This window comes from Paenibacillus sp. NN59 (assembly GCF_057597225.1).
The window spans coordinates 356493-370352 of the sequence record NZ_CP199678.1 but is presented as its reverse complement, the minus strand read 5'-3'; the positions used below and the strand labels follow the sequence as shown (position 1 = coordinate 370352).

6 protein-coding genes, 17 tRNA genes and 3 rRNA genes are annotated in these 13860 nt (G+C 49.0%); 2 read left to right on the top strand and 24 right to left on the bottom strand.

Annotated elements, in window-relative coordinates; genetic code table 11:
* Window positions 1-12: 12 nt before the first annotated feature.
* Together ACT89M_RS01775 and ACT89M_RS01770 are read right to left on the bottom strand one after the other, a co-directional pair.
* Entirely contained in the window at window positions 13-1089 is a 1077-nt protein-coding gene (locus ACT89M_RS01775) for an ABC transporter substrate-binding protein (protein ID WP_487344972.1), read from the bottom strand.
* Between the two features lie 161 nt (window positions 1090-1250).
* Window positions 1251-2315, bottom strand: a complete 1065-nt coding sequence (locus ACT89M_RS01770) for an ABC transporter ATP-binding protein (RefSeq protein WP_487344971.1) — start codon at window positions 2313-2315, stop codon at window positions 1251-1253.
* A 382-nt stretch (window positions 2316-2697) separates the two neighbouring features.
* Between ACT89M_RS01770 and ACT89M_RS01765 the strand changes: the two genes are divergently transcribed.
* Both ACT89M_RS01765 and ACT89M_RS01760 read left to right on the top strand, forming a co-directional pair.
* Complete coding sequence (locus tag ACT89M_RS01765) at window positions 2698-3615, top strand: LysR substrate-binding domain-containing protein (RefSeq protein WP_336121325.1); 918 nt, start codon at window positions 2698-2700, stop codon at window positions 3613-3615.
* A 138-nt stretch (window positions 3616-3753) separates the two neighbouring features.
* Window positions 3754-4614: a hypothetical protein gene (locus ACT89M_RS01760; RefSeq protein ID WP_154892067.1), complete on the top strand. Its 861-nt coding sequence runs from the start codon at window positions 3754-3756 to the stop codon at window positions 4612-4614.
* Window positions 4615-4802: 188 nt separating this feature from the next.
* On the opposite strand, the gene ACT89M_RS01755 is transcribed toward ACT89M_RS01760, so the two are convergent.
* From ACT89M_RS01755 to rocF, 22 genes are all read right to left on the bottom strand, one after another.
* Window positions 4803-5237, bottom strand: a complete 435-nt coding sequence (locus ACT89M_RS01755) for a hypothetical protein (RefSeq protein ID WP_154892068.1) — start codon at window positions 5235-5237, stop codon at window positions 4803-4805.
* Between the two features lie 151 nt (window positions 5238-5388).
* A tRNA-Gly gene (locus ACT89M_RS01750) sits at window positions 5389-5459 on the bottom strand.
* A 12-nt stretch (window positions 5460-5471) separates the two neighbouring features.
* A tRNA-Pro gene (locus ACT89M_RS01745) sits at window positions 5472-5545 on the bottom strand.
* Window positions 5546-5560: 15 nt separating this feature from the next.
* Window positions 5561-5637, bottom strand: a tRNA-Arg gene (locus ACT89M_RS01740).
* A gap of 6 nt (window positions 5638-5643) precedes the next feature.
* A tRNA-Gly gene (locus ACT89M_RS01735) sits at window positions 5644-5718 on the bottom strand.
* A gap of 8 nt (window positions 5719-5726) precedes the next feature.
* Window positions 5727-5814: transfer RNA gene (locus tag ACT89M_RS01730), tRNA-Leu, on the bottom strand.
* Between the two features lie 12 nt (window positions 5815-5826).
* A tRNA-Lys gene (locus tag ACT89M_RS01725) sits at window positions 5827-5899 on the bottom strand.
* A gap of 8 nt (window positions 5900-5907) precedes the next feature.
* A tRNA-Gln gene (locus tag ACT89M_RS01720) sits at window positions 5908-5982 on the bottom strand.
* A 13-nt stretch (window positions 5983-5995) separates the two neighbouring features.
* Window positions 5996-6071: transfer RNA gene (locus ACT89M_RS01715), tRNA-His, on the bottom strand.
* 92 nt (window positions 6072-6163) lie between these two features.
* Window positions 6164-6239 (bottom strand) — tRNA-Thr (locus ACT89M_RS01710).
* Between the two features lie 19 nt (window positions 6240-6258).
* Window positions 6259-6336, bottom strand: a tRNA-Asp gene (locus ACT89M_RS01705).
* 28 nt (window positions 6337-6364) lie between these two features.
* Window positions 6365-6438, bottom strand: a tRNA-Met gene (locus tag ACT89M_RS01700).
* 17 nt (window positions 6439-6455) lie between these two features.
* Window positions 6456-6531 (bottom strand) — tRNA-Val (locus ACT89M_RS01695).
* 7 nt (window positions 6532-6538) lie between these two features.
* A tRNA-Glu gene (locus ACT89M_RS01690) sits at window positions 6539-6610 on the bottom strand.
* A gap of 17 nt (window positions 6611-6627) precedes the next feature.
* Window positions 6628-6719 (bottom strand) — tRNA-Ser (locus ACT89M_RS01685).
* A 1-nt stretch (window position 6720) separates the two neighbouring features.
* Window positions 6721-6796: transfer RNA gene (locus tag ACT89M_RS01680), tRNA-Asn, on the bottom strand.
* A gap of 1 nt (window position 6797) precedes the next feature.
* Window positions 6798-6873: transfer RNA gene (locus ACT89M_RS01675), tRNA-Ala, on the bottom strand.
* Window positions 6874-6900: 27 nt separating this feature from the next.
* A tRNA-Ile gene (locus ACT89M_RS01670) sits at window positions 6901-6974 on the bottom strand.
* Between the two features lie 56 nt (window positions 6975-7030).
* Window positions 7031-7147: ribosomal RNA gene (gene rrf / locus ACT89M_RS01665) — 5S ribosomal RNA — on the bottom strand.
* A gap of 149 nt (window positions 7148-7296) precedes the next feature.
* Window positions 7297-10223, bottom strand: a 23S ribosomal RNA gene (locus ACT89M_RS01660).
* 340 nt (window positions 10224-10563) lie between these two features.
* Window positions 10564-12119 (bottom strand): 16S ribosomal RNA (locus ACT89M_RS01655).
* The 16S, 23S and 5S rRNA genes sit together here with 17 tRNA genes alongside, the layout of an rRNA operon.
* A gap of 729 nt (window positions 12120-12848) precedes the next feature.
* Window positions 12849-13829 carry an arginase gene (rocF, locus tag ACT89M_RS01650; protein WP_154892208.1) on the bottom strand — a complete coding sequence of 327 codons (981 nt, stop codon included), beginning with the start codon at window positions 13827-13829 and terminating at the stop codon, window positions 12849-12851.
* Window positions 13830-13860 lie beyond the last annotated feature (31 nt).

Sequence of the window (13860 nt, the reverse complement as noted above, 5' to 3'; positions counted from 1 at the left end):
ATTTGCGTTCACTTATTTAAAGGTTTCGGAGAAACGTGCTGCGGTTTCATCACCATGCTCGCTCATCCAGTTCCAATCCACTTTCAGTTGCGGAATATCCTTCACATTGGCACGGTTGGTTGCTTCGATATCTTCACGTCCTGGAATCAGGTATGCATCTGTAACCAGCTTCTGTGCTTCATCCGACAACAGATAGTCGATAAATGCTTTGGCATTCTCTACATTAGGGCTGGATTTCAGAATGGCCGCCGGTCTTGGGCTGATCACTGTACCCTCTTCAGGGTATACGATATCCAGCGGTTCCCCTTTGGCTTTGGCGGAATAAGCCATATAGTCTACACCTGCTGCCACAATGCTTTTCGCACCCGTAATCACCGGGTCAAGGGCTTCCTGATTCGCTCCTGCCATCGCTACACCGTTCGCTTTGTAGGCGTTCAGCAGATCCCATCCTTTTTCACCGTTAGCACTCAGGTAACCTGTAATGAAATCAAGTGCGGAGCCAGAAAGTGTCGGATCAGGAATATTCACTTTATCTTTCCATGCGGATGTTGCGAGTTCAGCCCAGCTTGTAGGCGGCGTTGTCACCAGTTTGCTGTTATACACGATGCCCAGTGCAGATGCACTACTGCTAAAATAGTTTCCGTCTGCATCCGACCATTCCTTATTCAGCTTGTCCGCATTCGCGGCTTCCGGATATGGCAATGTGAGTCCATCCGCTTTCAGAGCTTGTGCCGAAGGCAGTGAAGCCAGAATAACGACATCTGCTGCCGGATTGGCTTTTTCCGCCTCCATACGAGCCAAAATCTTACCCGTCGTTCCCTGGAACATCTCGACCTCAATGCCTGTCTTCGCTGTAAATCCATTCACGATATTGTCTGCCAGCTTCTGCGGCCCTGCACTGTACAATACCAGTTTGCCGCCTGCTGCTTTGTTCGGCGCTTCCGCTGCCGCTGCTGCATTTCCTTCCCCTGCGGGCTGTGCTGTGTTTCCAGTCGTTGTATTCCCCGTGCTACATCCGAATAGACTCAGACTCATCACTGCTGTTAATAAAAGTGTTGCACTCTTTTTACTTGATTTCATATTGAACATGTCCATTCCAGCTCCCTTGGTTTCGAATTAGAGTATAACTGCAAGTGTTTGCTTCCATTTCTTCGATCATATCTTCTTTATTTTTTTCTGTTATTGTCTTTATTGCATTATGCTTCGCGTTTTGAGAAAGCTTCTCGCTGTAGTTCACTGTAAGTCACTATCTACCGAGCTACGGCGATCACTTCTCGCTGTTTAGCACTAGCATTCTGATTCATATCCTGTTTCATATCCGGCTTTGGACTGCCCTCCTGGCTCTGCGCATCATGCATTCGGCAGATTCGTTCTGGCGATACATAGAGCTGAACTTTCTCTCCAACGCTTAATCTATGATTCGCATATGCTGTCCACACGCCCAGTCCTTCCATCTGCACACGTACCTCGTAGCGTTCTCCCACATAGCTGACGCTGAGAATAATTCCGGGGTAGCCCAGATCATCGTGGCTTGTTTTGTTCCAGGTGACATGTTCCGGCCGAACCATGGATTCGTTTGGCGTAAGCCAATTGGACTTTCCGATAAACGATGCGACATAAGCGTCACTTGGCGCAGAGTAGATCGTTTCCGGGGTACCTTTTTGCAAAATCCGCCCCTTCTGCATCACCACGATCTCATCTGACATCGACATGGCCTCAATCTGATCATGTGTCACATACAGGGCAGTGAGCCCCATATCGCGTACCAGTGACATCATTTCAATCCGCATCTCTTCTCGCAGCACAGCATCCAGTGCACTCAGCGGCTCATCAAACAAGATAACACCCGGCTTCACCGCTACCGCCCTGGCAAAAGCAACCCGCTGCTGCTGTCCACCCGACAGCTGATGAGGATACCGATCTTCCATGCCTTGCAGTCGAACCATGCCAAGTGCTTCATTCACCTTTTGCCGCAGATCAGCCTTCTGTTTGCCTGCTTTCAAGCCAAAAGCTACATTTTCATATACCGTCATATGCGGCCATAATGCAAAATCCTGAAACACCATGCCCAGATTGCGCTTGTGTGTCGGTGTATCAATCCGCTTTGCTGTAGAGTAGAAGTACTCCCCATCTGCACGAATCTCCCCCGCATCCGGCTGTTCCAGCCCGGCAATCATGCGGAGCAACGTCGTTTTGCCGCAACCCGAAGGGCCAAGCAAAGTGGTGAATTTTCCGTGTTCAAGCGTCAGATCCGTGGGCAATAGTGCAGGCGTTTGATGAAATGATTTTTGAATTCCTGTTAACTCCAGTTTCATAAGCACCCCTGCCTGTCCTCTTTACTAAACTTTTATTTCATATCCCTTGGACTACTCTCTTGTTTTACTCTGTTATCGTGTTTCTCCGTTATTTCAATTTCTTCTGTTGCTGTTGCTCTGGCTTAGCTTATCTCGTTTATATTGCTCTGCTTGAGCTTATCCCCTTTAAACTGCTCTTGTACTGTTTTCAGTCTAACGCTCGCTTTCGAGAGTTGTTTGTTATGTTTGTAAAATGAGAATTAACTTTTTAGATGAATTCTGTTGATGTTCATAGATTAAATCTATAGATAGACACGGTATGATCTTTCTATGTGCTTTCCATGGAGGAATCGGATTATTATACATACCGCGAAGTTGTAGAACAGAGGAGTGTGGGAGAAACATGAACCTGATCAAATTACAAATTGTTGAACTGATCGACAAATATCATCATATGACAAGTGTGGCCGAGATTCTGGGCATCAAGCAACCAACGGTTACGTTTCATATGAAGTCACTGGAGGAAGAGATGGGGGTTCGTTTATTCGAATCTCGCAGTGGAAAAACATTTCTGACCGAAGCTGGACAAGCATTGCTTCACTATAGTGTCAAAATCAATGCCCTAACCCAGGAGGCCCGCCGCGTCGTCAAGGAATACGACAGCCTGTACCGGGGTACGCTCCATATTGGAGCAAGTTATGTTCCAGCTACCTATCTGCTACCGGCTATGCTTCATACGTTTTCTCAAGAGTTCCCTGGCATTCGGATGTTGTTGTCTGTCAAACCAGCCCCGGTTATCCGCGAGATGGTCATCCGGCATCAGCTTGATCTCGGCATTATCTCATCCGAGCCATTTGTTGGCCCGGTTTTACACGCCGAAACGCTGTGTGAGGACGATCTTGTGCTCATCTGCTCTCCCCATCATGTGCTGGTCCAGAAAGAATCCTTGCTACCTGAAGATATTGCCCAAGTGCCTTTTGCTCTACACGGTGATGAGTCCAGTACGCGAAGGCTGACCAACCACTGGCTTGTACAGCATGATATCCGGCTACGGAGCACCGTGGAGATGGATTCCCTGGAAGCGATCAAACAGCTTGTGTTACTTGGCGGTCACATCTCCTTCATGTCGCGGATGGCCGTGCAGTGGGAGGAACAGCAGGGTCTTATTCAGGTGCTTCCCATTCCGGGGGAGCAGGCACCACGCCATATTTATACCGTTCATAACAAAGATCGCCACCCTTCTGTTCAGGTCAATCGGTTCATCGAAGTTCTAAACGAAGTTATGAACACACAGCCTTTACTCCATCAGCCTATCGGTTGAACCTATATAAACTATCGCGGGTCATTCATGAAATCTATGCAAGGTTAACGTAATGTGCGCTTCCCGTTAATCGTATTCAGAAACTTGCACGGTAAAGTGGGGTCTGTACGTTAATCCAGATTAGGAGAGTGATTGGTTTTGAAAAAGTGGAAAAAAGTAACCGCCTCGTTGATGCTCAGCATCGTCACCCTGGGAAGTGGACTAACATTTCTGGACACGCCGCAGGCTTCAGCCGCTGCCAACGCCGTTCCCGCTTATGAAGTGAAGTTCCTCGCCAAGCCGGAGCTTGTGTTAAACGCCAATGGAACACCGCGCAGTGAGGTCATCCAGACCCTAGGGCTGAACGCTACACCACGAAATATCAATGTGGAGTACTTTGACACCAATGCTCTCGGATTGGATGCCCAAGGTTGGAATGTCCGTTTTCGCAAAAAGGATGATAAAAACAACTTCGAGTTAACCTACAAGAAGCGTTATCCTGTCATTAACGGGGATATCAATGCAGCACTGACACTTGCAAATCAGGAAGGCTTCGATTCATCAGATGATAACTACGAGGCTGAAATTGACTGGGGATATGGTAAACAAACACTTAGCTTCTCCAACACGAAAAAAGTAGACACCAAAACAACTGGCACACAGTTGCCTTCTGAAAAGGATGCCTTGAACCTGCTACTGGACAAGCTTCCCGGTAAATTAAAAAACTGGTCTGCCTCCAACTGGGGCAAACAACAACTTACACAGGCCCGTGCCTATGGCCCAATCACCTTCCAACGGTATGAAGGTACATGGAACGGTCAGGAGCTTACCCTGGAAGTATGGCCGATCCGCAACGCAGCAGGTACGGATATTGAAAATATCGTCGAGGTTTCATTCAAAACAGATGACGCAGCAACCGTATCTGGTCTACGTAACCAATTACTACAATTGCTTCAAAACAAAAACTGGTTGATCCCTGCCGATGGTCTGAAAACACAGACCATCCTGGAACGGTATTAATGTAAAGCGATATGCAGTAGAAACAAAAGCTCCTCCTGCTTCTTTAGATAGAAGCAGGAGGAGCTTTTGATTTTCATCATATTTATCCGATAATTTAAACATTAGCTTTCACAAGACAAATGTTCTTTTTCCGGGGGACATATATTAACTATGTATATTCTACACCACTAAAACTAAGCGATCACGAATTACAATCGAATTACCCCATTACTTGAGTTATTAGTGAACAACTGTCTCTCGATCTCCCATAAAAAAGTTTTAGCTACTGAAGACTTAAAAAAAGCTAATTTTATTTTTCGATGTCTGCCGTTCATATGATAACCAATAATCAGAAAACTTTGGAATTTCATTACTTCTCGTTGGTTAGGGTGATGTACGCCACTCACTTTACTTAGTGAAAGCTCGAATATTTGTTGATCTGCTTGTATGTATAAGTTTCCGTTACCTAGTAGTACATCCACTTTCTTACCCTCCGGCACCTGAGGTAGACCTGAATAATGAATTCCGACTGAATGTAATGCTGCACCATATTTTTTCTTTAATCTGTTCGATTTTCTCGTTTGGGTAATTCCATAAATAATTATGGCGATCATCACAAAGACAAGGAATATAATAGGGCCCATTTAACAACCTCCTGTAACTTTTCTACTTTTGATTAAGAATAGATTACCACAAAACCCCAACATACGGTTCACTTGATCCGTATAAGCCAACTTATACACACTAAAAATAAAAAAAGAGTTCTTGCATTATGCAAGAACTCTTTGAATCGTAAGCGGGTGATGGGAATCGAACCCACGCTATTAGCTTGGAAGGCTAAAGTTCTACCATTGAACTACACCCGCATAAACGAAAAATCGGGATGACACGATTTGAACATGCGACCCCCTGGTCCCAAACCAGGTGCTCTACCAAGCTGAGCTACATCCCGATATAAAGGAAATAATGGCGCGCCCTGAGAGATTCGAACTCCCGGCCTTTTGATTCGTAGTCAAACGCTCTATCCAGCTGAGCTAAGGGCGCAAATATTGGAGCGGAAGACGGGAATCGAACCCGCGACCCTCGCCTTGGCAAGGCGATGCTCTACCGCTGAGCCACTTCCGCAAAATATATGGTGCGGTCGAGAGGACTCGAACCTCCACGGGGGGTTAGCCCACACGGACCTGAACCGTGCGCGTCTGCCAATTCCGCCACGACCGCATAATATGAAAGTGAGTCATGAAGGATTCGAACCTTCGACACCCTGATTAAAAGTCAGGTGCTCTACCAACTGAGCTAATGACTCATAGTAAATGGCTGGGGATATAGGATTTGAACCTATGCATGACGGAGTCAAAGTCCGTTGCCTTACCGCTTGGCTAATCCCCAATAAAGAAAACTATGGGGCGATCGAGGGGAATTGAACCCCCGAGTGCCGGATCCACAAACCGGTGCGTTAACCACTTCGCCACGATCGCCATAAAATCAAACCTTAAAGCATGAGTTTTTAGTATTACCATCAGAGCTTATATTATACAACTTATAAACCTCTAATTGCAAAATACTAAAATGGTGCCGGCGAGAGGACTTGAACCCCCAACCTACTGATTACAAGTCAGTTGCTCTACCAGTTGAGCTACACCGGCGCGGTGTAAAGTATTAAAATGGCGGAACCGACGGGATTCGAACCCGCGATCTCCTGCGTGACAGGCAGGCATGTTAGGCCAACTACACCACGGTTCCAGATCACTTTCGGTTAGGAAAGCTACAATTGCGGGGGCAGGATTTGAACCTGCGGCCTTCGGGTTATGAGCCCGACGAGCTACCGGGCTGCTCCACCCCGCGTCATTTAAAAAAATATATGGTGGAGGCTGAGGGGATCGAACCCCCGACCCTCTGCTTGTAAGGCAGATGCTCTCCCAGCTGAGCTAAGCCTCCGAAAATATGACCCGTAGGGGATTCGAACCCCTGTTACCTCCGTGAAAGGGAGGTGTCTTAACCCCTTGACCAACGGGCCTCACTAAAAAAGAATTATGGCGGAGAGAGAGGGATTCGAACCCTCGAGACGCTTGTGACGCCTACACGATTTCCAATCGTGCTCCTTCGGCCAGCTCGGACACCTCTCCATGGCTCCCCGAACAGGACTCGAACCTGTGACAACTCGATTAACAGTCGAGTGCTCTACCAACTGAGCTATCAGGGAATGGTGGAGCCAAGCGGGATCGAACCGCTGACCTCCTGCTTGCAAGGCAGGCGCTCTCCCAGCTGAGCTATGGCCCCATTCATGTATTTCTTATGCAGTTACTATGGGCCTTGGTGGACTCGAACCACCGGCCTCACCCTTATCAGAGGTGCGCTCTAACCAACTGAGCTAAAGGCCCACATATACATCCCATATCCCTAACGAGGGGGCAAAAAAAATACCCCAAAGGGAATCGCTTGGCGGCGTCCTACTCTCCCAGGACCCTGCGGTCCAAGTACCATCGGCGCTAGAGGGCTTAACGGTCGTGTTCGGGATGGGTACGTGTGGAACCCCTCCGCCATCGCCACCAAACGCGATTGGTCGAAGCATAGCTTCTTCCATATCAATCAGAACTGAAAATCATACACACATTCCGTGATGTACCGATTTTCACTTCATTCAGAGTGTTGTTCTCTGAAAACTAGATTCGAAACGAAACCTACGCGATTTAAAACTTGCTATTGGATAAGCCCTCGACCGATTAGTACTGGTCAGCTCCATGCATTACTGCACTTCCACCCCCAGCCTATCTACCTCGTCGTCTTCAAGGGGTCTTACATACTGGGAAATCTCATCTTGAGGGGGGCTTCACGCTTAGATGCTTTCAGCGCTTATCCCGTCCGTACATAGCTACCCAGCGGTGCTCCTGGCGGAACAACTGGTACACCAGCGGTACGTCCATCCCGGTCCTCTCGTACTAAGGACAGCTCCTCTCAAATTTCCTACGCCCACGACAGATAGGGACCGAACTGTCTCACGACGTTCTGAACCCAGCTCGCGTACCGCTTTAATGGGCGAACAGCCCAACCCTTGGGACCTACTTCAGCCCCAGGATGCGATGAGCCGACATCGAGGTGCCAAACCTCCCCGTCGATGTGGACTCTTGGGGGAGATAAGCCTGTTATCCCCAGGGTAGCTTTTATCCGTTGAGCGATGGCCCTTCCATGCGGTACCACCGGATCACTAAGCCCGACTTTCGTCCCTGCTCGACTTGTAGGTCTCGCAGTCAAGCTCCCTTATGCCTTTGCACTCTTCGAATGATTTCCAACCATTCTGAGGGAACCTTTGGGCGCCTCCGTTACTCTTTAGGAGGCGACCGCCCCAGTCAAACTGCCCACCTGACACTGTCCCCGCACCGGTTTACGGTACCAGGTTAGAACCTAGATACGATCAGGGTGGTATCCCAACGGTGCCTCCACGCAAGCTGGCGCTCACGCTTCAAAGGCTCCCACCTATCCTGTACAGATCGTACCCAAATTCAATATCAAGCTGCAGTAAAGCTCCATGGGGTCTTTCCGTCTTGTCGCGGGTAACCTGCATCTTCACAGGTATTAAAATTTCACCGGATCTCTCGTTGAGACAGCGCCCAAGTCGTTACGCCATTCGTGCGGGTCAGAATTTACCTGACAAGGAATTTCGCTACCTTAGGACCGTTATAGTTACGGCCGCCGTTTACTGGGGCTTCGGTTCACAGCTTCGGGATTACTCCCTAACCACTCCCCTTAACCTTCCAGCACCGGGCAGGCGTCAGCCCGTATACTTCGCCTTACGGCTTCGCACAGACCTGTGTTTTTGCTAAACAGTCGCTTGGGCCTTTTCACTGCGGCCCCCTCGTGCTATTCACACTACCGGGGCACCCCTTCTCCCGAAGTTACGGGGTCATTTTGCCGAGTTCCTTAACGAGAGTTCTTCCGCGCGCCTTAGAATTCTCTTCTCGCCTACCTGTGTCGGTTTGCGGTACGGGCACCTTCATCTGGCTAGAGGCTTTTCTTGGCAGTGTGAGATCATGACCTTCGCTACTGTAATTTTCACTCCCCATCACAGCTCAGCCTTACGGTTAGCGGATTTGCCTACTAACCAGCCTTACTGCTTGGACAGGCATCCATCAGCCTGCGTCACTACCCTACTGCGTCCCCCCATCGCTCGTAACGATTTACGGTGGTACAGGAATTTCGACCTGTTGTCCTTCGACTACGCCTTTCGGCCTCGCCTTAGGTCCCGACTTACCCTGAGCGGACGAGCCTTCCTCAGGAACCCTTAGGCTTTCGGCGGATCAGATTCTCACTGATCTTTTCGTTACTCATACCGGCATTCTCACTTGTATAATGTCCAGCGCTCCTTACGGTACACCTTCAACCCTTATACAACGCTCCCCTACCCCTGATGCAAGCATCAAGCCATAGCTTCGGTGGTGTGTTTAGCCCCGTTACATTTTCGGCGCAGAGTCACTCGACCAGTGAGCTATTACGCACTCTTTCAATGGTGGCTGCTTCTAAGCCAACATCCTGGTTGTCTGTGCAACTCCACATCCTTTCCCACTTAACACACACTTGGGGACCTTAGCTGATGGTCTGGGCTGTTTCCCTTTTGACAATGGATCTTAGCACTCACTGTCTGACTCCCGGAAGTAAGTCTATGGCATTCGGAGTTTGACTGAGCTTGGTAACCCTTGCGGGCCCCGCACCCAATCAGTGCTCTACCTCCACGACTCTGTTTTCCGAGGCTAGCCCTAAAGCTATTTCGGGGAGAACCAGCTATCTCCGAGTTCGATTGGAATTTCTCCGCTACCCCCACCTCATCCCCGCATTTTTCAACATGCGTGGGTTCGGGCCTCCAGTGCGTGTTACCGCACCTTCACCCTGGACAGGGGTAGATCACCCGGTTTCGGGTCTACGTCCACGTACTCATTCGCCCTATTCAGACTCGCTTTCGCTGCGGCTCCGGCTCTTCACCTTAACCTTGCACGGGAACGTAACTCGCCGGTTCATTCTACAAAAGGCACGCCATCACCCCTAAAACGGGCTCTGACTTTTTGTAAGCACACGGTTTCAGGTTCTATTTCACTCCCCTTCCGGGGTGCTTTTCACCTTTCCCTCACGGTACTGCTTCACTATCGGTCGCTAGGAAGTATTTAGCCTTGGCAGATGGTCCTGCCGGATTCATACGGGGTTTCACGTGCCCCGCACTACTCGGGATCCGTCTCGGAGGGAACAGACTTTCAATTACAGGGCTTTTACCTTCTTTGGCGGGCCTTTCCAGACCTCTTCGCTTAACCGGTTCCTTTGTAACTCCATGTGAGACGTCCCACAACCCCAAAGAGCAAGCTCCTTGGTTTGGGCTTCTCCGCGTTCGCTCGCCGCTACTGACGGAATCACTATTGTTTTCTCTTCCTCAGGGTACTTAGATGTTTCAGTTCCCCTGGTATGCCTCTACATAACCTATGTATTCAGTTATGAGTAACTGGATATTACCCCAGCTGGGTTTCCCCATTCGGACATCCCCGGATCAAAGCTTGCTTACAGCTCCCCGAGGCAGTTTCGTTGTTCGCCACGTCCTTCATCGGCTCCTAGCGCCTAGGCATCCTCCGTGTGCTCTTAGTAGCTTAACCATATGCTCCGGTTTCGTCTGCTCGCTTCCCTTGTTTTGGACTACGTCCAAAGCCAAAAGTCGCTCCCACCCGATACCATCGCAATTGCATTATCTACCGTTTTTATTGAAACTTGTTATACACAAGTTCAGCTAAAAAGGAATGTTCTAATTCGCGTTTGTTTCGTTTCGATATCTAGTTTTCAAAGAACAAATCGTTTGGTTCGGGCCGTTCACGGATGTGTCGGTCGAATCAACGAGAAGTTTTGAGAGTTTGAGCTCTCAAAACTGAGCAACGAGTGAGTGGTTTGCAGCTGAGCTGCATATTTGAATGTTTCCACGCGGGAAACGATTCTCCATAGAAAGGAGGTGATCCAGCCGCACCTTCCGATACGGCTACCTTGTTACGACTTCACCCCAATCATCTATCCCACCTTCGGCGGCTGGCCCCTTGCGGTTACCCCACCGACTTCGGGTGTTATAAACTCTCGTGGTGTGACGGGCGGTGTGTACAAGACCCGGGAACGTATTCACCGCGGCATGCTGATCCGCGATTACTAGCAATTCCGACTTCATGCAGGCGAGTTGCAGCCTGCAATCCGAACTGAGACCGGCTTTGTTGGGATTGGCTCCATCTCGCGATTTCGCAGCCCGTTGTACCGGCCATTGTAGTACGTGTGTAGCCCAGGTCATAAGGGGCATGATGATTTGACGTCATCCCCACCTTCCTCCGGTTTGTCACCGGCAGTCTATCTAGAGTGCCCATCCGAAATGCTGGCAACTAAATATAAGGGTTGCGCTCGTTGCGGGACTTAACCCAACATCTCACGACACGAGCTGACGACAACCATGCACCACCTGTCTCAACTTTCCCCGAAGGGCACCTAACGCATCTCTGCCTCGTTAGTTGGATGTCAAGACCTGGTAAGGTTCTTCGCGTTGCTTCGAATTAAACCACATACTCCACTGCTTGTGCGGGTCCCCGTCAATTCCTTTGAGTTTCAGTCTTGCGACCGTACTCCCCAGGCGGAGTGCTTAATGTGTTAACTTCGGCACCAAGGGTATCGAAACCCCTAACACCTAGCACTCATCGTTTACGGCGTGGACTACCAGGGTATCTAATCCTGTTTGCTCCCCACGCTTTCGCGCCTCAGCGTCAGTTACAGCCCAGAGAGTCGCCTTCGCCACTGGTGTTCCTCCACATCTCTACGCATTTCACCGCTACACGTGGAATTCCACTCTCCTCTTCTGCACTCAAGTCACACAGTTTCCAGTGCGATCCGGGGTTGAGCCCCGGGATTAAACACCAGACTTACATGACCGCCTGCGCGCGCTTTACGCCCAATAATTCCGGACAACGCTTGCCCCCTACGTATTACCGCGGCTGCTGGCACGTAGTTAGCCGGGGCTTTCTTCTCAGGTACCGTCACCTTGAGAGCAGTTACTCTCCCAAGCGTTCTTCCCTGGCAACAGAGCTTTACGATCCGAAAACCTTCATCACTCACGCGGCATTGCTCCGTCAGGCTTTCGCCCATTGCGGAAGATTCCCTACTGCTGCCTCCCGTAGGAGTCTGGGCCGTGTCTCAGTCCCAGTGTGGCCGATCACCCTCTCAGGTCGGCTACGCATCGTCGCCTTGGTGAGCCGTTACCTCACCAACTAGCTAATGCGCCGCAGGCCCATCCCCAAGTGACAGATTGCTCCGTCTTTCCAGTTCTCTTCAGGCGAAGAAAACAAGTATTCGGTATTAGCTACCGTTTCCGGTAGTTGTCCCAAGCTTGAGGGCAGGTTGCCTACGTGTTACTCACCCGTCCGCCGCTAACCATCAGAGAAGCAAGCTTCTCTTCAAGTCCGCTCGACTTGCATGTATTAGGCATGCCGCCAGCGTTCGTCCTGAGCCAGGATCAAACTCTCCAATAAAGATGAATTTGGTCAGCGTCGTTAAACGCGGTGAAACTCATCGGGGTATTGAAAAGAGCGATAAGCTCATTTTGAATCTGACGAGATTAAAAATCTCATTTGTGTTCCAGTTTTCATACAGCCAGATGGCATGTACCAAAAACCTTCACGTCATTCTGCAAGCAGAATGTTTACTCACTCGTTGTTCAGTTTTCAAAGATCAAACTTGTTCTCGCTACCGAAACCAGTTCGTTTCAGCAACTCTTATATAATATCATGTCCGAACCAACTTTGCAAGCTCTTTTTTTAAGTTTCTTTCGAAGCTTGTTTTCAATGGCTTGCCGCACCATGTAAGCTGTGTTTTCTTGGCCGGAATTAGAATATACCATGTATGACATAACAATGCAATACTTATTTTAAAAATATAAAATTCCATCAGATTCCCTCATATAAACTAGGACTTATATCATTATAGACATGAACTTTAAGAAACCATATCCAACTTATGAAGCTGTGTAATACACTCGCGACGTCGCGCTCATTTCACAAATCACAAACCGAAACCGGATAGAAACTGTAATATGACATCAGACGAACGATCACAGCTGTACCACAACATTTATTAACGTAATAAATACAGGGAAGCCGCGTATATGATCAGCAAAATATTTCAACCGACCAATAACACAACTCCCCTGCAACATACCTTATAGATCATACCTGTTCCCTCTGAGCACTTTCCGCTTCCTTCTATAGAATAGATTTCCCTAACAAAGATGCAATTAATCCAACACCAAGCCGTGCCGTATGCCGGTTCTGATCAAGTAGCGGGTTCACTTCGACCAATTCCATAGATACAACCTGGTTGCTCGTAGCTAAACACTCCATTGCAAAATGCGCTTCTCGATAACTCAACCCACCCGGTACAGGTGTCCCCACCCCTGGCGCTTCACGCGGATCAAGGCAGTCCATGTCAAAGCTAACATGAATACCGTCCGTCCCATCTCCCGCAATCATCATCGCCTGATCAATGACCTGTTGCATCCCCAATCGATCAATATCATGCATCGTAAAAGCTCGAATGCCCAGTGCTCTGATCTGCTCCTTCTCGTACTCATCCAGATCACGAAGTCCGATATACACCAGATTGGACGGATTCACAAAGGAACCAGCACCTCTGATCTGTGACAAATTAAAAGCCGAATGCCCCAGAAACGCAGCCACGCTCATTCCATGCATATTCCCAGTCAAACTATGTTCTTCGGTATTCAAGTCTGCATGAGCATCGAACCAGATCACACCTAAATTGCTGTAATGAGCAGTTAACCCGGCCAAAGTACCGATGGCTACACTATGGTCTCCCCCAAGCACAACTGGAAAGGCTTCCTCTTCAAGAGCAGATGCTACTTCTTGACACACATACTCACTGACCTGCTGAACCTCATTCAGATACTTTACCGTCTTGCGCCCAAGTGAAGTTGCTGATTGTGTAGGGCAATCCACACGCACCTCTCTATTCAAGAGAAACCCCAAACTCGCAATTTCACGCTTCAACCCGGCGGTGATCAGTTCATCAGGGCCTAACTCGGCCCCATTTCTAGCACCAGCTAATCCAAAAGGAACTTTAATCAGAGCCACTTCTTGTTGATGAGTATTTACATGGCGAGTGGCCTGACCAGATACATTTGCTATCCCCCGCTCCCGCGAAGCCAAAACATCCTCATTCTTCATAAAGTATCGCTCCTTTTCATCGTTGTCGAAT